This window comes from Polyangiaceae bacterium (assembly GCA_016715885.1).
In the GTDB taxonomy this organism is placed as follows: domain Bacteria; phylum Myxococcota_A; class Polyangia; order Polyangiales; family Polyangiaceae; genus Polyangium.
Genome location: JADJXL010000020.1, coordinates 816,420 through 834,269 on the forward strand (window position 1 = coordinate 816,420; position 17,850 = coordinate 834,269).

Annotated in this window: 13 protein-coding genes; 7 read left to right on the forward strand and 6 right to left on the reverse strand. The window is 62.2% G+C overall.

Translation table 11 applies throughout. From position 1 onward, the window contains the following. Positions 1-97 precede the first annotated feature (97 nt). The gene (gene uvrA, locus IPM54_28720) at positions 98-2,995 is read left to right on the forward strand and encodes an excinuclease ABC subunit UvrA (GenBank protein MBK9263773.1); all 2,898 of its coding nucleotides are present in this window, start codon (positions 98-100) and stop codon (positions 2,993-2,995) included. 201 nt (positions 2,996-3,196) lie between these two features. On the opposite strand, the gene IPM54_28725 is transcribed toward uvrA, so the two are convergent. After that, positions 3,197-3,559, reverse strand: a complete 363-nt coding sequence (locus IPM54_28725; GenBank protein ID MBK9263774.1) for a TraR/DksA C4-type zinc finger protein — start codon at positions 3,557-3,559, stop codon at positions 3,197-3,199. A gap of 304 nt (positions 3,560-3,863) precedes the next feature. Here IPM54_28725 and IPM54_28730 point away from each other — a divergent pair, with 304 nt between their 5' ends. Together IPM54_28730 and IPM54_28735 are read left to right on the forward strand one after the other, a co-directional pair. After that, positions 3,864-4,829, forward strand: coding sequence for a hypothetical protein (locus IPM54_28730; protein MBK9263775.1), 966 nt, complete (start codon positions 3,864-3,866; stop codon positions 4,827-4,829). A gap of 62 nt (positions 4,830-4,891) precedes the next feature. Continuing rightward, positions 4,892-5,473: a response regulator gene (locus IPM54_28735; GenBank protein MBK9263776.1), complete on the forward strand. Its 582-nt coding sequence runs from the start codon at positions 4,892-4,894 to the stop codon at positions 5,471-5,473. Positions 5,474-5,552: 79 nt separating this feature from the next. Here IPM54_28735 and IPM54_28740 read toward each other — a convergent pair whose 3' ends face one another. Next, positions 5,553-7,328, reverse strand: a complete 1,776-nt coding sequence (locus IPM54_28740; GenBank protein MBK9263777.1) for an N-acetylmuramoyl-L-alanine amidase — start codon at positions 7,326-7,328, stop codon at positions 5,553-5,555. 379 nt (positions 7,329-7,707) lie between these two features. On the opposite strand from IPM54_28740, the gene IPM54_28745 reads away from it, so the two are divergent. Both IPM54_28745 and IPM54_28750 read left to right on the forward strand, forming a co-directional pair. Continuing rightward, positions 7,708-8,943 carry a hypothetical protein gene (locus IPM54_28745; GenBank protein MBK9263778.1) on the forward strand — a complete coding sequence of 412 codons (1,236 nt, stop codon included), beginning with the start codon at positions 7,708-7,710 and terminating at the stop codon, positions 8,941-8,943. 97 nt (positions 8,944-9,040) lie between these two features. Further along, positions 9,041-10,378 carry a hypothetical protein gene (locus IPM54_28750; protein ID MBK9263779.1) on the forward strand — a complete coding sequence of 446 codons (1,338 nt, stop codon included), beginning with the start codon at positions 9,041-9,043 and terminating at the stop codon, positions 10,376-10,378. A 63-nt stretch (positions 10,379-10,441) separates the two neighbouring features. On the opposite strand, the gene IPM54_28755 is transcribed toward IPM54_28750, so the two are convergent. Next, a complete protein-coding gene (locus tag IPM54_28755; GenBank protein ID MBK9263780.1) occupies positions 10,442-11,746 on the reverse strand; it encodes a sigma 54-interacting transcriptional regulator in 1,305 nt (434 codons plus the stop codon). Positions 11,747-11,815: 69 nt separating this feature from the next. After that, positions 11,816-12,616 (reverse strand): hypothetical protein, encoded by an 801-nt coding sequence (locus IPM54_28760; protein ID MBK9263781.1) that lies wholly within the window; start codon positions 12,614-12,616, stop codon positions 11,816-11,818. Positions 12,617-12,826: 210 nt separating this feature from the next. On the opposite strand from IPM54_28760, the gene IPM54_28765 reads away from it, so the two are divergent. Then, complete coding sequence (locus IPM54_28765; protein MBK9263782.1) at positions 12,827-14,065, forward strand: Stp1/IreP family PP2C-type Ser/Thr phosphatase; 1,239 nt, start codon at positions 12,827-12,829, stop codon at positions 14,063-14,065. Positions 14,066-14,101: 36 nt separating this feature from the next. Further along, positions 14,102-15,247, forward strand: coding sequence for a S8 family serine peptidase (locus tag IPM54_28770; GenBank protein ID MBK9263783.1), 1,146 nt, complete (start codon positions 14,102-14,104; stop codon positions 15,245-15,247). Between the two features lie 200 nt (positions 15,248-15,447). On the opposite strand, the gene IPM54_28775 is transcribed toward IPM54_28770, so the two are convergent. Both IPM54_28775 and IPM54_28780 read right to left on the reverse strand, forming a co-directional pair. After that, on the reverse strand, positions 15,448-16,557 hold the full coding sequence (locus IPM54_28775) for a M48 family metalloprotease (GenBank protein MBK9263784.1): 1,110 nt from the start codon (positions 16,555-16,557) through the stop codon (positions 15,448-15,450). A gap of 278 nt (positions 16,558-16,835) precedes the next feature. Continuing rightward, positions 16,836-17,750, reverse strand: a complete 915-nt coding sequence (locus IPM54_28780; protein MBK9263785.1) for a D-alanyl-D-alanine carboxypeptidase family protein — start codon at positions 17,748-17,750, stop codon at positions 16,836-16,838. Positions 17,751-17,850: the final 100 nt, after the last annotated feature.

Here is a 17,850-nt window from a genome sequence, read left to right on the forward strand (position 1 = left end):
GTACGCTCGCATCACAGCTCGCAGTCGTGTGATACTGGGAAGTTTCCGGACGCGTCGGAAGCTCATTCACCGCACGCGTGCTAGCTCTCGTAAGTCCATGAATCGACTGCTCATTCGCGGCGCAAGACAGCACAACCTCAAGAACGTCAGCCTGTCGCTACCGCGGGATCGACTCGTCGTCGTGACGGGACCAAGCGGTTCTGGCAAGTCGTCGCTCGCTTTCGACACGATCTACGCCGAGGGACAGCGGCGCTACGTGGAGTCTCTCTCTGCGTACGCACGTCAATTTCTCGAGCAACTTGCAAAGCCGGACGTCGATTCGATCGATGGTTTGTCCCCCGCGATTGCGATCGAGCAACGTGCCCTCACGAAAAGTCCTCGTTCCACGGTCGGCACCGTCACGGAAATTTCGGACTACCTGCGCCTCTTGTTTGCACGCGTAGGCACCCCGCATTGCCCTCAGTGCGGCGCCCGCATCGAAGCGCAAACGGTGCAACAGATCGTCGATCGCATCCTCGGCCTTGGCGAAGGCGCGCGCGTCACGATCCTTGCGCCCATCTGCCGAGCGCGTCGCGGCGAGCTCAAGCTCGAGTTGGATCGTTTGCGTCGCGAAGGATTCGTTCGCATCCGCGTCGACGGCGAAGTGGTGGACCTTGGTGACGAGATCGTCCTCGATCGAGCCAAGGCCCACGATCTCGACGTCGTCGTCGATCGCATCGTGGTCAAAGACGGCATCAAGAGCCGCTTGACGGACTCGGTCGAGCTTGCGCTGAAGCTCGGTGAGGGCCGGCTTTTGGTGGATCAATCGACCGACAAGGTACGAACCGAGCCGATTTGGATGAGCGAGCGATTTGCGTGTATCGCGTGCGGCATTTCGCTTCCGCCCATCGAGCCGCGGATGTTTTCGTTCAACGGGCCGCATGGCGCGTGTCCCACGTGCGACGGCATCGGATTTCGCACGCGTATCGATCCCGAACGCGTGGTGCCCGACGACAAGCGAACACTCCGCGAAGGCGCGATCATCGCGTGGGGTCGTCGAGGGTCGATCTCGCTCGCAACGGAAACGAGCAAGGCCGTCAATGCTCTCGGGGTGAATCCCGACGTCGCCTTTCGCGACCTCGAAGAGCCCGTCAAACAAGCTTTGCTCTTCGGTGCGGAGGGCACGCCCGCGCGCGGAAAACGCAAGGCGAAGGAGAATTACGAAGGCATCGTCACCAGGCTCGAACGCTTGCTCAATGCAGGCGAGGACGCGCTTGCGGAAGCCGCGGACGACGATGACGACGACGATGACGCGACCGTCGAAGACATCGGCCGCTACGCGGTCACTCGCGTGTGTGACGTTTGTAAAGGCAAACGCCTCCGCGCCGAAGCGCTCGCGGTCAAACTTGCAGACAAGAACATCGCGGACGTCGGCACGATGCCGCTGCGCACGCTGCGTTTGTTCCTGGAAGGTTTGGCGCGCATCGACGGCGTCTTTCAGTTGCAACCGCGAGAACGAGCCATCGCCGAACCGCTCTTGCGCGCGGTCGTTGCAAGGCTCGGGTTTCTCATCGACGTAGGGCTCGACTACCTGACGCTCGATAGGTCCGCACAAACGCTTTCCGGCGGCGAGGGTCAACGCATCAAGTTGGCAACACAGATCGGCGCTGCGCTCGTCGGCGTGCTGTACGTACTCGACGAACCCAGCGTCGGCCTTCATGCACGCGACAACGCGCGCCTCCTCGAAGCCCTCAGGCGTCTGGTCGACCTTGGCAACAGTGTCATCGTCGTCGAACACGATCGCGACGCGATCTTGGCGGCGGACTACGTCGTCGACATGGGCCCGGGAGCCGGCGTGCACGGAGGCGAAGTCATCGCCGAAGGCACGCCTGCCGAGATTCAAGCCAACCCGAAGTCGGTCACGGGTCCGTGGCTCTCCGGCGACAAACACCTACCGATTCCGCACAAACGTCGCACGGGCGATGGTCGCGTCATTCGGATCGTCGGCGCCAAAGCGCACAACCTTCGCAACATCACGGTCGACATTCCCGTCGGCACGTTGTGCGCGATCACCGGCGTGAGCGGCTCGGGCAAGTCGAGCCTCATCGTCGATACGTTGTTGCCTGCAGCGCGATCGTCGCTGTACCGATCGAGCACGCCGATTGGCGAATGCGACGGCATCGAAGGTTTGTCGCACATCGACAAGGTCGTCTCGATCGATCAAGCGCCCATCGGACGCACGCCGCGTTCGAATCCCGCCACGTACACGGGCGTTTTTGGTCTTTTGCGGGACGTATACGCTTCGCTCCCGGAAGCTCGCGCCCGCGGATACAAGGCTGGGCGGTTTTCATTCAACGTCAAAGGCGGCCGCTGTGAAGCTTGCCAAGGCGACGGAGTTCTCCGCGTAGAGATGCACTTTCTGCCGGACGTGTTCGTCACGTGCGAAACATGCGGGGGCAAACGCTACAACCGCGAAACACTCGAAGTGCTTTATCGCGGAATGTCGATTTCCGATGCGCTGTCATTGACCGTCGATCAGGCGCTCGGGCAATTCGACGCGATCCCGCGCATTCGTGATCGCCTGATGGCTCTGAGCCGGGTTGGTCTCGGCTACATCACGCTGGGACAACCAGCGACGACGATCTCGGGCGGTGAGGCGCAGCGCGTCAAACTCGCACGCGAGCTTGCGCGCAAGGCAACGGGACGAACGTTGTACGTTTTGGACGAACCCACGACGGGTCTGCATTTCTCGGACATCGACGTGCTCATTGGTGCGCTCACGAGTCTTCGCGATACGGGCAATACGGTGGTGGTTGTCGAGCACAACCTGGATGTCGTCGCGTGTTGCGATTGGGTGGTGGATCTGGGTCCGGAAGGTGGCGAGCGCGGCGGATCGCTCGTTGCGTGTGGTTCACCCGAGCACGTAGCGGGCGTCGAAGGGTCGCACACGGGACATTATTTGCGCAGCGTGCTGGAGAGCGGAAAGCGCGGGCAAACCAGTCGTGGGCGGAGGTGAGGCCCGGGGGCATGGGGTCAAGACTTGACCCGGCTACGACTCGATCCCGGGGGGTATGGGGGGCAGAGCAGTCGGCTCGTCTATTGGGCGAAGCCCAATAGACTCAAAGAGCCGCCTGCGAGCCCCCCATCGTGACTAGCCTCGCGAAGCGGGCGTCCCACGCCCGCGTAGCGAGCGCACAAGTCAAGACCCGGCAACAGCTCAGCCGAAGTCCTTCTCGGCGCGCTCCTGGTCTTCTTTGCAGCGAATGCAGAGCGTCGTTTCGGGGCGAGCTTCGAGGCGCTTGGAGGAAATTTCCTCCTCGCACGACTCGCACATGCCAAACGTTCCGTCCTCGATCTTGATCAGCGCTTTGTCGATCTTATCGAGAAACGCCTTCTCGCGACCCCGCAGACGAAATGTGAACGATTGCAGGTACTCGCTCGACGCGAGGTCCATTTCGTCCGGCAGATCGCTTGCGTCGAGGGACATGTCCTCGTTCAGCGTTTGCTTTGCTTTCTTCAGGATCTCGTCGCGCTTCTCTTCCAGGAGACCCTTGAACCTCTTGAGCTGCGCCTTGTTCATGTTGCATTTCCCTCGACGTATCAGCCTCAACGAGCCCTTCCAGGACGACCCCCCGCCGCATGCAACTCGAGCACCTGGATGACAAACGACGCGCGAACGGAAGGCTCGGGCTTCCCGAGCACAGCCTGGTTCGGCCGGCAAAGGGCGCGAAAGGTTAGGCGACGCATATCAAATCGTCAACAACGGCCGTGCTGGACCGCGAGCACGAACGCGACATTGCCCAGCTCGCATGCCAGCTCTCTGCATTACTGCGAATTTCTGCTGTTTGACGACTGGCCCGGCGCATGGAAGAACGGGTTTCATATTGCTAGAATTCGACCCCAGCCGAAAAACCACCCCGCCGCGTGAAGCGGCAACGGTCGTCATCGTCCGCGACGGTGCTCGAGGAATCGAAGTTTTCTGCGTCCGCAGGCACGCAAAGTCGGCGTTCATGGGAGGAGCGTTGGTTTTTCCGGGCGGAAAAGTCGACGCGAAAGACGAGGACCCACGTTGGCTCGATCAAGCGACGACCGTCGACTCGCGCAGTGCACTCTTCGCGACGGATCCAACGCATGCCCGCGCGCTCGCCGTGGCCGCATGCCGAGAAACCCTCGAAGAAGGGCTCATTCTGCCAACCCGCCCAGCGCTCGCCAATGACGCGCTCGGCGACCTTTTGCGCGAAACACAAGCCGAAGGCTTCTTGGAAGTGCTCATTCGCCGCAAAATCGTGCTCGACGTCGAACGACTGGCGCCGTTTGCGCGTTGGGTCACGCCCGAGGCGGAATCACGCCGCTTCGATGCTCGCTTCTACCTGCTCGCATTACCCGACGGACAAGTTGGAAAACACGACGAACATGAAACGACGATGAGCATGTGGGCTCGCCCCGAGGACGTCCTCGACGCAGCCGCCGACGGGCGTTTCTTTCTCGCTCCTCCCACATCACGCACTCTCGAATTGCTCGCAAACGAGCGCGACGTGCACGGTGCGTTCCGACTGGCCGCACGCCAATCGCTCCTACCCGTATGTCCAGAGTTCGTTGCGGAAAACCCACCCTTCATCGCATTGCCGGGTGATCCGGCTCACTCTATTCGCGAAAAGCGTGTGGACGGGCCAACTCGGTACGTCCTGCGTGATGGTCGGTTTGTCAGTGAGGACGCTCCAGGCGACGGCAAAGGATTCGCTTCTACCCAGGTGCCCGAGGTCTCCGCAAGCCTCGACACAGGGAACGGTGTGGAAAGGAAGGACGGCCAAAGCGCCGTCGAGAAAGAGCCTCAAGCATCCGGAAAGTAGGGGATTTCGGACTTGCGGCTACGGCGTCGATGGTTTGTCGAAGCCGGGAAGCAGGAAAAACCATGGAAGAAAAAGAGACGACGAATCAGCCGGAACTTTTTACGGCGAGCGATGTGGCGCGGTTTTGCCAGGTCGATTTGAAGACGATCCATAACTGGGCGGACAAGGGGGAAATCCGGCATTTCCGGACGCCAGGTCGTCACTTGCGCTTCCGGAGGCTCGATGTCCTCGATTTTCTCCGCAAGTACGGGTACCCGATTCCCGACGTCTTGAAACTGGGCAAACCCAAGGTGGTCGCAGTGGACGACGATCCACAGGTGCTCGCGTCGCTACGCAAATCGCTCAGCAAGCGGTTTGACCTGACGACCTTCCAAGATCCCTTCGATGCGCTCGTGGCCGTCGGCAACATTCAGCCTGACGCGATGATCCTGGATGTGAAAATGCCGGGACTCGATGGGGTCAAGTGCCTCGAACGACTGCGATCGATCGATCTCACGTCGCACATCCGCTGCATCGTGTATTCGGACGCCGACGAGATGAAGAAAAACGCGACCGAAGCTGGCGCTTACGACTTCATAAAGAAGGGCGAAGCATCCGATCTGCGCGATTCACTCGAGCGCCTCATGGGCCTCGAACGCGAATGAGCCGAGCGCCGGAGATTCGTTGGTAAACAAACGGATCTCCGGCTTGGTTCGCTAGCTCCACATCCCCCCCTGCCCCACTTCACTTGCCATCCCGGTACGCGCGAATGGCATTGGCCACGGCATCGGCGAGCTTTTGTCGATAATCGGCCGTGTTCAATCGCGCTTCGTCTTCCGGATTCGAAATGAACGACGTCTCGAAAAGCACGGCTGGCATGTCCGCACCGACGAGCACGAAGAAACCGGCCGACTTGGTGCCTTGATCTTTCGTGTCGGGCCACCTTTGGCCCAGCGACGCGAGCGCAGCTCGTTGAAGCAAGTCCGCCACGTGTCGCGATCGCTCGAGCAGATCGCCCACGTCGAGGTTCGAGACGATGAGCGCCATCTCTTCATCGATGGCGCGCGTGTCGCGTTCGGCACCCGCTTTGAGCGGGCGCGCTGCGTTCTCACGTTCGGCGATGCGCATGGTCATGCGATCGGGCTCGCGCACGCGATCGAGCGAGAACGTCATGGGGCCGCGAGCTTGACCGTTCTCGGACGCATTGCAGTGAATCGAGACGAAGAGATCTGCATGAAACGCGTTGGCTCGCGCCGTGCGCAGATCGAGCGGCACGTACGTGTCGTCGTCGCGCGTGAGCATCGTCTCCATGCCGAGCTCGCGGGACACGATCGTCGCGGCGCGATGCGCGATGTCGAGTGTCACGGCTTTCTCGGTCAACCCCGTCGGTCCGACCGCTCCCGAATCCGTGCCGCCATGGCCGGGATCGATCACGACGCGACGCACTTCACGTTGTCCCGATGGGCCTTGTTTGTCCTGACGAAGTGGCGGCCTGGTGCTCACGTCGACGACGATGCGGAACGGATCGGGCAGGTAGAAAACGCGGCGGTAGAGCGAAGCGGCAAGATCGAGAACGACACGCGTTCCATGTTCTTGAATGCCGAGTCGCACGCGACGAACGACACCACCCACTTCGATCTCTTTTTTGACGCCGCGCGATGTTGCTCGAGTGATGTCGACGTAGACGCGGGCATCTTTTCCCGCGCTACTATCGGCGCCAAGTGTGCCCACTTGAAACGCAGCCGGGCCGCTCAAGTGGATCACGACCCGGCCGCCTTTGTCGTTGCCGAAGGGTTCGACCGAAAGAACTTTGACAGGGCCTTTGGCGACGGCGTCGTCTTTGGGTGAAACGACGACCTGGCCTTCGGAACCCGATGCGCTCGCAGAAACTTTGGGTGCAGGTGCTGGCGCTGCGTTCGTCGGAGCAGAACCAAGCGAAGTCGGCGCAAATGCCGATGGAGTGGTCGCGCCGCGCGCGGCGCCTGCTGCAGCGAGGTCACCTTCTCGCTCGAGCGCCGTCATGATGTCGGCGCGTGGTCTGAACGGCGATGCGAGCGCCAGGGCGCGATCGATCGCGGCGTGGCAAGGCGTGCGCGGAGCAAGCACGGATTGACGACGTGATGCGAGGTAGAGCTCGCGATACGTCACGGCTGCGTCGCCTGCGAGCTCGCCGGCCAGGAGCGCTCGTTGCCGATCGGCCTCGCAACCGACGGGTGTTCCGGCGGCCGCACTTGCGACGGCGGCGTGTAGCTCGAGGGCTTCGCGCGCGTCCGCATCTGCGCGATCGAGGCGGAAGGCGCGCGTGCGTAGCGCGGCGGCGAGTGCTGCGAGCTCGGCACCGCGTGCGTTGTGGCCCGCTTTGGACGAAGCGATGGCGACGGCGTCGGCGAGCGCCACGACCTCGGCACGTGGTGGCAACACGCTCTGCGCATCGAGCAGCGCGGTCGCACGAGCTTCGTCGCTTGGCGCGGTGGTTGGAGCGGGTGCGGGTGCTCCTTTGTTGCAGCCGTCGAGCAGCATGGATGCAGCGAAGAGCGTGCACACGATTCGACGCGCCGAGGTCCTTGGCGACGTGGTTTGTCCGGTGCAGACACCGATCGTGCGGCGCGCGTTTGCCGCACGATCGCGCATGTGTGGATCGGCACGGCGTTTCGTTTTCGGTTCCATGGACCTCGTTCGATTTACGCCGACCTGCTCGGCGACGAGAACTTTGCTGCTGCTGCGCCGCGGGTCAACGCAGCTCGTGATCCACGAAATCGCACGGGTTTTGGCGCATACGAGGCGCGAAGCTTTCCGTCTTGCGAAGGCGCCGGTGAGAACCAGCTCGCAGTCGATCGTTCAATTCGAGATCTCGCGTTTGGCGGTATGCGGGCATGGGTGGTACCCTCGGATTCCACCCATGGCCTTAGAACAAATTCAAGGGAAGTCGGGGAGCTTGACGCCTGAAGAGCTCGATCGACTTGCGCTGCAATACAAGCCTTCGTGGGAGGTTGAAGACCTTCCTGTGGCCACGCCGATCGTGGCAGCAGTGGCGCATGCGCACTCGAATGGAAACGGCGCTGCAGCCCATGCGCCTGCGGAAAGCGCCGACAAACCGAAGGCGGCACCGGCTACGGCGGCGGGCGCACCACGACCATTCAGCTTGAAGGCGACCGTGCCCATGGGAGCGCTCGAGCCTGCGTCGGCAGCGCCCGAAACGCCGCCACCAGCTCCGCCCATTGAAACGGCAGCTGTGGAGCAACCTGCAGCTCCTGCTGCCGTGGAAGCACCAGCCCCCGCGAAAGAAGCCGCGGAGCCTGCTGAAACAGCAGCGACCCTGGAAGAAGCGGCTGCACCGGCAGAGGCTGCGCCGAAAGAAATGGCGGAAGCGCCGCCAGCAGAAGCGCCTCCGGCAGATGCGGCTCCAGCAGATGCGGCACCAGCAACGGCACCACCCGCGGCCGAGGTCGAAGCCGAGGTGGATGTCGCGGGTTTGTCCGACGCACCGGCAAAGACGGTCGCCGAACAAGCAGCACCCGCAAACGCCAACGCGGAGGAAAAACCGCCCGCAGCAGCAGCAGCAACCGCCGCATCGGATGACGCCGTGGCCATGGCTCGCATGGACGCGGCGATGGCGGAACCGCCACTCGATGCGATCCCGATGCAGAAGTCGTCGACGGGGACGATCCTGAAGGTGGTGTTTGCCCTCGTCGCGGTCGTGGGTCTCGTGTTCGTTGGCAAGAGCATACTGGGTGGGTCCGAGCAAGACAAACCCAAGCCGGCGACAAACTCGCAGGCAACGCCGAAAGAAACCGCCGCGACGACGAAGTCGGATCCACCGAAGGCGGCGGCGCCCGAAGCTCCGAAGACCGCGGCCGCTACGCCCGAGCCTCCTCAACCAGCGAAAGCCGAGGAACCAAAGGCAGAAGCTCCGAAGGCGGACGCAAAGACGGCGGAACCTCCGAAGGCAGAAGCTCCCAAGCCGGAGCCTCCCAAACCGGAACCCCCGAAGCCTCCGAAACCCGTGGCAACGGCGACTGCGGTGGCCAAAGCCACAGCGACCGTTGCAGTGCCCAAGCCACCTGTAACGGCGGCACCGAGGCCAACTGCCACCGTAAAAACCGGCGGTGGGATCATTCGCGAGACGCCGTTCTGAGCATTGGTATATAACTTGCGCCCACAGTCTTCCCTGTGCGAATCGTTTGCTTGAAGGTTCATGACGTCGGGATGATCCCGATCACGCCGAGGGTTTGATGAAGACACGCGCTTGCGTCACTGCCTTGTTTCTCTCGCTCACTGCTCCTGGATTGCTGTCCGGAACGGGACTTTTGCCGGCGACCTTGGGCAGCCCGAATGCGTTTGCCGACGACGCGGTGACGGAAGTCGCGCGGCAACGCTACGAAGAAGGCGTAAAGGCATACGATTCAGGCCGCTTCGAAGACGCGCGCCTCGCCTTCCAGCAGGCCTATCAGCTCAAGAAACACCCCGCCGTGCTGCTGAATCTCGGCCAAGCTGAAATCAAAGCGAACCGCGTCGAAGAGGGCGCGATGCATCTGCAGCAGTTCTTGCGCGAGATGCCGAACGCATCGCCTGATCAGAAAGCGACGGCTGAAAAAAGCCTCGCGGAAGCGAAACGACGCACCGGACACATCGCCGTGCTCGTAGATGTTGCAGGCGCGGAGATCGCCGTCGATGGCAACGTCGTCGGCAAGTCTCCGTTGCTCAACGTCATCTTCGTCAAGCCGGGATCCCACACGGTGACTGCAACGGTCGGCGGAAAAACAGCGACCACGACCGTGGACGCGAAGCTCAATTCCGCAGCCGTCGCGACGCTCGCGATGAGCACGGCACAAGCCGCGCCACCGCCGCCGCCACCGCCTCCACCACCGCCGCCACCGCCTCCCGCAACGCCTCCGCCACCGCCACCTCCGCCGCCGCCACCACCGACGTGGAACATCCCGAACAATCCGTATGGTCAGGGAACCGGAACGGGGACGGGACAAAACGTCGGGACAAACTACCCACCTGATGGCGGAACAGGCACCGGCATGGGGTCGATGGACACGCAGCCCCCGCCAGATACCGTGACAGGAACGCGTGAACCGTTCTTCACCTGGTACAAGAAGAAACCCATCGCGTGGGTTGGCACCGGCGTGACTGCCGTCGGACTCGGCCTCGGCATCGGCGGCGCCATCGGCATGGGCGTGACGAGCGGCAAGGCTGATCAACACGCGACCGAAATTCGCGACTACGCGGCGACGGATCCGAGCACCGACTTCGGGAAAAACCCGCCATGCGGATCGACCGAAGTGTCCGGAAGCGATTTGGCCGGCTACGAAAGCGCGTGCGACACGCTGCGTACGGACCTCGCCGACTACGACAAGAACAAGGTCGTCACCGCCGTCGGTTGGTCGCTCTTTGGCATCGGCGCCATCGGCACAGCCGTCTATGCGTACATCGATTGGTACAGCGCGAAGCCCAAAGCGACGACCACGACGCCCGAGACAGGCGCCATTCGTCCTCGCGTGGTCGCCATCACGCCCACCGTGACGACGAACTACCAAGGCGTCGGCGTCGTCGGCACGTTCTGAAAATCGCTCGCGACGATCGTTGTAACTCCAACGATCGTCGCTTCGTTCTCAAACCTTCATCCCCTACCCCATTCGTATCCCTGCAGCGCGCAGCAAGTCGCGCATCGTCGTGCGCGGAAGCATCGCGCGCCTGGCGGCTTCGCTGATGTTGCGCCCCGACTCATCGAAGATCTTTTGCAAATCCTCCGCGCTGTACTTCACGCCCGATGCGCCCGTGCGCTCCGCGATGACGCGCGACACGTGGCCCACGTCGATGAATGATCCTGGGGCTCGCATCGCCGCTTGCACGATGATGTTGCGCAGCTCGCGCACATTGCCCGGCCATCGATACATCCGCAGCTCGGCAAGAGCGGACGCAGAGATCACGTAGTCCTCGAGGCCCGATGTCGCGAGCAGATGTTTGCACAGCGCATCGATGTCCCCCGTGCGCTCGCGAAGCGGCGGCACGTGCACCGCACACACGGCCAAGCGCTCGTACAAGTCAGGTCGGAATCGCTTCGCCTTGATCATCTGTTCGAGCGGCTCGCACGTTGCCACCACGAGACGCACGTCGACCGGCGTCGCAACTTCCGCACCGAGCGGCCACACGACGCCTTCTTCCACCACGCGCAAGAGCTTTGCTTGCACATCGATCGGCAAGGACCCGATTTCATCGAGGAACAGCGTTCCTTTGTGCGCTGCACGAAAAGCACCTCGACGATCGCGTTGAGCCCCCGTGAACGCACCTTTGACGTGTCCAAATAGCTCGGACTCGGCAAGCTCGCGCGAGATCGTCGCCGCGTTTATCGCGACAAACGGCCCTTCTGCACGCCTGCTCTCCTTGTGCATCGCCCGCGCAACGAGCTCTTTGCCGCTGCCCGACTCACCTCGAATCATCGCGGGCAGCTTCATCGGCGCAAGACGTCGCACGGTCATCGCGAGCCGCTGCATCGCATCGCTCGTGCCGACGAGCCCCGGCAGTAGCGACGCTGGGCCCGCGTTTCGCCCGCCCGTGGGCGCTTCGACGAACACCGTCGTTCGCCCGAGCTCCACCGTACCGCCGCGGAAAAGCCACGCACGCTGCACGCGAGCGCCGCCTGCACGCACGCCGTTGCGTGATCCGAAGTCGACGACTTCGATGCCGTCACCGCAGTGCACGATGCCCGCATGACGCCCGCTGACCGTGCGATCCGTCAGTCGAACGTCGACGTTGATGTTCGATCCGACGACGACCTGATGGCCCGGATCGAGTCGTATCGTGTGCTGTTCGTGTGCATTCTCGAAGCGGATCCACACCGGCCCCGCTGCGGAATCAACCGCGCAGGCGAGGTCCAAAGTCAGGTCGTCGAGAGATGAAGGCGAAGGCGCGTAGTGAGTTTGTCGTTCCACAAACACATATCGATCCGAGCGAGGCCCGAGTTGCGTAAAAAATCAAGACGCCAGAAAAATCGTTCGAAGTCAGCGTGAAGCCGTTGCCTTTTGGGGCGCCAACTTGCCGGGACGTAAGGGATCGAACGTGACGCGCAGGCCAAAGTCGATGAAGGCGTGCACGCCGGAGCCGGAACGACCGTCGGGAAGCAGCCGGAACGTGCCGACCGCTGCTTCGAGGTACGGTCCGAAGCCTACGAAAGGCGCTGGATAATACGTCCCGCCCAGCGCGATCCTGGCGAAATCCCAGCCGCTGTAGCTCCCAACGCCGGCAATTGCCGAGTCTGCGGACGTTTCGATCGTCATTGCTCGGTAATTCATGCCGATGCTGGCCCACGGGTCGAACGCGATGCCCTGGGCCAGGTGATACGTAATACCAAAACCGAGGCCAAAGGTGCTCCCGCTGCACGATACGCACGTTTCTCCGGCCGAGAACATGCCGTACGTGCCCATGAGCTCGAGCGACAGGTGACGGCTCAGCCCGAAGCCCGCGGCCGCTCGCAGGCCCAAACCTGGAGCAACGAGGCCCGGCAGCGCGACGTCTTGAATGCTTTCGCCCACAGGAGCGAGCAGGCCCGTGCCAACCGTCACCAGAACGGCACCACGGCGCAGGTCCGGTGCGTAGTCCCGAGGCGTGCCTGCGCCAGGCTCGGGCGGAGCCTCGTAAGGCTCGTCGTCGTCGTCCGAGGGCGTCTGGGCGAAGCTGTGGGAGGCAAGAGCGACGAGCGAAGCGGCGACGAGCGCGGAACAGATACGACGGGGGTTTGGAGCGAAGGGCGCCGAAGACGACCCGAAGCCCCAAATGTTCGAACTGGGTGCAGTGCGCATCACGGAGGGCTCTAGAACGGTCGACCGCTCGCGGCAAAGCGCAAAGCATGTCGGTCGAAGGATGACGCTCCGCGACGAGGCATGCAAATCACAATTTTCGCAAATGTAATTTTAACCAGTATAATAGCCACGGTGCGTATCAACGAACTGACTGAAGTTCCGAACGATGCTCTTGCAGTGGACCTAGAACGTCCCGCTATGATCCGCGGTCGCATGTCGAAGAGCCAGCCGGGCCGCGCGATCCGCATCGCAGCAGCGGGATTGACCGATGTAGGTCGCCAGCGTCGGCACAACGAAGACAATGTTCTCGTAGCGCCGAAAGTCGGCCTGTTTTTGGTCGCCGATGGCATGGGTGGCCACTCGACTGGTCACGTTGCGAGTGCGCTTGCTGCATCGTCGATGCAGAGTTTTTTCGATGCCACGGAGACGGGTGCACTGCCTACTCCGGTGCCGCCCGACGAAGCGAATTTGCCGCATGGCGCTGCACGTTTGGTGCAGGGCGTACGCAAGGCGAATCGTGACGTTTTCGAGGTTTCTTCGACCCGCAAAGAAAATCGCGGCATGGGATCGACCATCGTCGCGATTCACTTCGACGGCTCGGATCTGCACATCGCGCACGTGGGCGACAGCCGTTGCTATCGCATTCGCGACGGCGAGATCGAGCAGATCACGCGAGACCACTCGCTCATCAACGACGCGCTCGCGCTGAAGCCCGACTTGACGCAAGAGGAGCTGGCGCGACTGCCGAAGAACGTGATCACGCGGGCGCTCGGCATGAAAGACGCCGTCAAGGTCGACGTTCAGTCGGTGCACGTCGAGCCCGAGGACGTCTTCTTGCTGTGCTCGGACGGTCTCACGGGGATGATCAACAACGATCAGATCCTCGAAGTGTTTTCTTTGACAAACGACCTCGACGAAGCGTGCGAGCTGCTCGTCGCGATGGCGAACGAAGCGGGCGGAACGGACAACATCTCCGCGCTCCTCGTGCGTGCAGAATCAGTCGATCCCAATGCTCCCGACGTGTCGGTGAGCGAGGCGGAGATCGACTTCGAATCGACGGATGCGCCCGAGCTCGACGTCGAAGAAGCGGTGCTATCGCAGCCGATTCCGAACGATTTCGAGGACGACGACACGGCGCCTGCGGTTGCCAAGCCCGCCATCACGATCACGGGAGCCGAAGAAGATGCGGGCGATCCGGAATCGTGGATGGAAGACACGATGCCGGTCGATCTGCGCAAGAAGGGCATTCTCGGCAGCCCCGCGGACGATGTGGCGATCGAGCACGTGGACGTCGTGGAAGAAGACGTTGCGTTGCTCGACGTGCACGACGAGTACGACGGTCCGACGTCCATCGACGACATCACGGTTGCGCGTTGTCGGCGCTGCGATCACGAGCTCTACGTCGGGAACTTCTTCTGCACCGAATGCGGTCTGAAGATCGAACCGGATTGATTGCGCCACAAACGAATCGCGTAGGCACGACCCTCGATGGCCCGTCCTTCGACCTCTCACTCGGCGCACCGTGCGCGCATTTTGCCCATCGCCGATCGCCTCGGTGCCGATGCGCGTTTTTCCGGGCGCGGCGTGACGATCGCATTTCTCGATTCAGGCTTCTACGCGCACCCTGATTTGACGACGCCCGAAGATCGCATCGTCGCGTATCACGATCTGTTCAGCCCCGCGGCTGGTCGCGCAGGCCTCGAGCGCTCTGATGCGTCGTCGTGGCACGGCATGATGACGAGCGTCGTTGCCGCGGGAAGCGGGTCGCTTTCAGGCGGGCTCTTTCGAGGTTTGGCGTGGCAAGCGAACTTGGTTCTGGTGAAGGTCGGCTACGCGCATCGCATACGGCACGACGACATTCGCCGCGGCATCGAATGGGTGCTCGAACATCGCGAGCAGTACGGCATTCGTGTGCTCAACATCTCGTGCGGCGGTGACTACGAAGAGTCCTTCCTGACCGATCCTTTGTCACGTGCTGCCGATGAAGCGTCACGCCAGGGCATCGTGGTCGTCGCTGCAGCGGGCAACGATGGGCATTTGTCTGCACATCACGTGCTGCCTCCAGCGAGCGCACCGAGCGTGATTGCGGTGGGTGGACTCGACGATGGAGGCACGGGCAAGCACTCGGGCCATTACCACTCGTCGTATGGCCTCACGATCGATGGCTTGCAGAAGCCCGAGATCATCGCTCCTGCGATTCACGTCGCTGCGCCCATTCTTCCGGGCACGCCCACGGCCGCACAAGCACGCTTGCTGAACACGCTCGATGAAACATCCGACGATGAACTATCGCGTGTGCTGGCCGAACATGAAGGGATCGATCCGGACCTCGATGCCATCGCCAAACGCGAGCCGTACCTCATCCGGCAGCTCGTCGGGGGCAAGTTGCATGGGCAGAAAGTGATATCGGATCACTACAAACACGTGGATGGCACGAGCTTCGCGGCGCCCATCGTGAGCAGCGTGGTCGCGCAGATGCTCGAAGCGAATCCCGATCTGCGACCACATCAATGCAGGCGCATCCTGATGACGACCGCGCGCGGCGTGGATGGCATCGCGCTGGAACGTCAAGGTTGGGGCGTGGTTTCGCCGGCTGCGGCTGTGGCTGAAGCGTTGGGACTTCGACGTGTTTGATGCCACGCCTGGAGTCGGAAGCTCGCTTCGCGCGCGTGGAACGCGCGCTCGCGAGAGTCTAGTCACGATGGGGGGCTCGCAGGCGGCTCTATAAGTCTTTTGGGCTTCGCCCAAAAGACGAGCCGACTGCTCTGCCCCCCATACCCCCCGGATGTGTCTTGCAACCTTATTTGATCTGGAAAGACAAACCTACGACACGCTCACCACATGCCGCCCGTCAGCCTCCATCCTGCTGCGGACTGCTGCACGATGGGCAGCCGGATGAGCGGATGCGGATGTGATCGCTCGAAGCCGAAGACGACCGTGGCGGGCGTGAGCTGATCGAGGTTCGCAAAGAACTGCAACGTCAGGATCGCGCCGTTCTCGGTCCACTTGTAGCCTTGTCGCCGCGCGCCTGCTGCGAGCACGTTCTTGGTGCCTGCCATGTCAGCCGCGATTTCGTTGGGCTGGTTGAAGACCGGCAGCGTGCGCGACAGAAGCCGTCCGAGATCCGCCGGCGTAACGCCACGACTACCGCCTCGATTCGCCGTGCACCCGAGGTGCCCGAGGTGATGGTGGCCGAGCTCGTGGCCCAGGACAAACCCCACCTGTTCCTCGAAAAGCTGATGCTGACGCGCGACCTTGCGACCGTCGACGGCTTGCGTCGGATCGACAAACCCGGCAGGTGGCCGCGCAAAACCGCCGTTTTGTGCGAGCAGTCGCAGGTACTCGTCGAGCTTTCGCGTGCCGAACGTTTCATCGTTTGCTTTGAACTGCGCGATGTACGCTTCGACTTCGAGCAAGCCGTCGGTGATCGCCATCAGGGGCAAACCCTGATCGTCGCACGCGGCAAACGCATTCACTTCGCCCGGCGTTGGATCCGCGATGAACGGGATGTCACGCACGATGGCATTCTTGTCCGCCGGCAGCGCCTGAATGAGCTCGCCCATGACGACGCCCGCTTGCGTGCGCAGCCAGTTGATGTCCATCAAGTTGATGGGATCCGTCAGCGGATTGGTCGTCCCTCCAGGCATGCCCGGTATCGGGAACGGCAAGCCTGGAATCGGACTCGTGGGCTGCGGCTGAGGTTGCTGCGGCTGTTGTGGCTGCTGCGGGTACTGCCCCGGCTGCTGCGGGTATTGCCCCGGTTGCTGCGGGTATTGCCCCGGCTGCTGCGGGTACTGCCCCGGCTGTTGCGGGTATTGCCCCGGCTGATTTTGCGCGTAGCTGGGCTGCTTGTTGCGGTTGCAACCGACAAATGAGCCGACGAGCAACGCGGAGATGGCAACGAAGGACGACAGGCTGGCGAAACGCCGCGCGAACGAAGACATGGGCGAGAGCATAGCCGATGGACGAGCGACGTCCGCCGATCGCGCAGAGGTGATGCGTAGAAACTTTGCGTGGGATGATTTGCAGGCAGGCCAGAGCTTGCACCCTCGCTTCGCGCGCGTGGGACGCGCGCTTCGCGAGGCTAGTTCACGATGGGGGGCTCGCAGGCGGCTCTTTGAGTCTTTTGGGCTGCGCCCAAAAGACGAGCCGACTGCTCTGCCCCCCATACCCCCGATTTCGCCTTATTCCAAACGGGACCGCTCTCTCGTTTACAATCCCATCAATGCGCGCCGTCTGCGCAGCTCTCGTGCTCGACCTCTTCCGCAACGTCTTGCACCGGATTGAGCTCGATGGCGCCGAAATCGTCCTCGTCCAGCAAGCGCTCGACCTCCGGCTCCAGAATCGCCGATCCACACGTCGCACCCGTCGCAAACCCACCGGCCGGCGCTTTCTTCATGCGCGCTTCCGTCTGCGGACCCCAAATACCATCCGCGGCAATCTTGTCGCCCGGGTTGTTGCGATTCCAAAGCCGCTGGAATGCTTTGACGTCGAGCCCCTTGTGGCTCACGGCACCCGCACCCACATAATCGAAATGCCAAGGATCGCTCGAACCGAGCCACTTGAAGCCGTAATTCGTCAAGATCGGCTTCCACGTGCTGTATTGGCTCACGTCCAGCGCCAAACCCGTTTCATGATTCGAATTGCCCGGCTTCGCGGCGAGCGAAATGCCACAACGACCCGTCTGATACCAGCGATAAAGCAGGTATTGCTGTGCAACGGTGCGAAGCGCCGAATTGATCGTCATGGTTTTACCCTTATTCGCATTCAGCGCCGCAACCAGTTTGTCGCGGGCAGGCTTTTCGATATACGGGAAAACGATGGAGCTCCAACTCACGTTGCCAAGGTCGTTGATCGCGACGTAAGCATTGGCGTTCATACACCGAGCTTCGGCAATGATCTGCTTCGAAAGCCCCTTGACGCTCCCCGTCGAACAGCTCGATCCCGCCGCCGTGAGCACCGACGTGCCCGTCGCACTGTCTTCTACGACTTCGGTCGGTTCCGGCGATTCGACAAGCCCATCGACTTCTTCATCGGCAAGCTCCGTCGGTTCGGCCATACACCCCGTGAGCAAGGGCGCGGCGGCAAAAGCGAGAGCGAATGTCGTAACGAACAGAGAGGAGTGGCGGGTGGTCATGTCCCTGGCGATTGCACACCCCATGCCCGCACCATTCACACGAATTCGCGCGAAAACGCGAATCTGCGAGGTGGATCAAATCATGACCAGATGGAAAAAA

Excerpts from the sequence above, each read along its gene's own strand:
- uvrA (MBK9263773.1), top strand. The coding sequence starts at position 98 with ATGAATCGACTGCTCATTCGCGGCGCAAGACAGCACAACCTCAAGAAC.
- IPM54_28725 (MBK9263774.1), bottom strand. The coding sequence starts at position 3,559 with ATGAACAAGGCGCAGCTCAAGAGGTTCAAGGGTCTCCTGGAAGAGAAG.
- IPM54_28735 (MBK9263776.1), top strand. The coding sequence starts at position 4,892 with ATGGAAGAAAAAGAGACGACGAATCAGCCGGAACTTTTTACGGCGAGC.
- IPM54_28740 (MBK9263777.1), bottom strand. The coding sequence starts at position 7,328 with ATGCTGCTCGACGGCTGCAACAAAGGAGCACCCGCACCCGCTCCAACC.
- IPM54_28745 (MBK9263778.1), top strand. The coding sequence starts at position 7,708 with ATGGCCTTAGAACAAATTCAAGGGAAGTCGGGGAGCTTGACGCCTGAA.
- IPM54_28750 (MBK9263779.1), top strand. The coding sequence starts at position 9,041 with ATGAAGACACGCGCTTGCGTCACTGCCTTGTTTCTCTCGCTCACTGCT.
- IPM54_28765 (MBK9263782.1), top strand. The coding sequence starts at position 12,827 with ATGTCGAAGAGCCAGCCGGGCCGCGCGATCCGCATCGCAGCAGCGGGA.
- IPM54_28770 (MBK9263783.1), top strand. The coding sequence starts at position 14,102 with ATGGCCCGTCCTTCGACCTCTCACTCGGCGCACCGTGCGCGCATTTTG.
- IPM54_28775 (MBK9263784.1), bottom strand. The coding sequence starts at position 16,557 with ATGTCTTCGTTCGCGCGGCGTTTCGCCAGCCTGTCGTCCTTCGTTGCC.
- IPM54_28780 (MBK9263785.1), bottom strand. The coding sequence starts at position 17,750 with ATGACCACCCGCCACTCCTCTCTGTTCGTTACGACATTCGCTCTCGCT.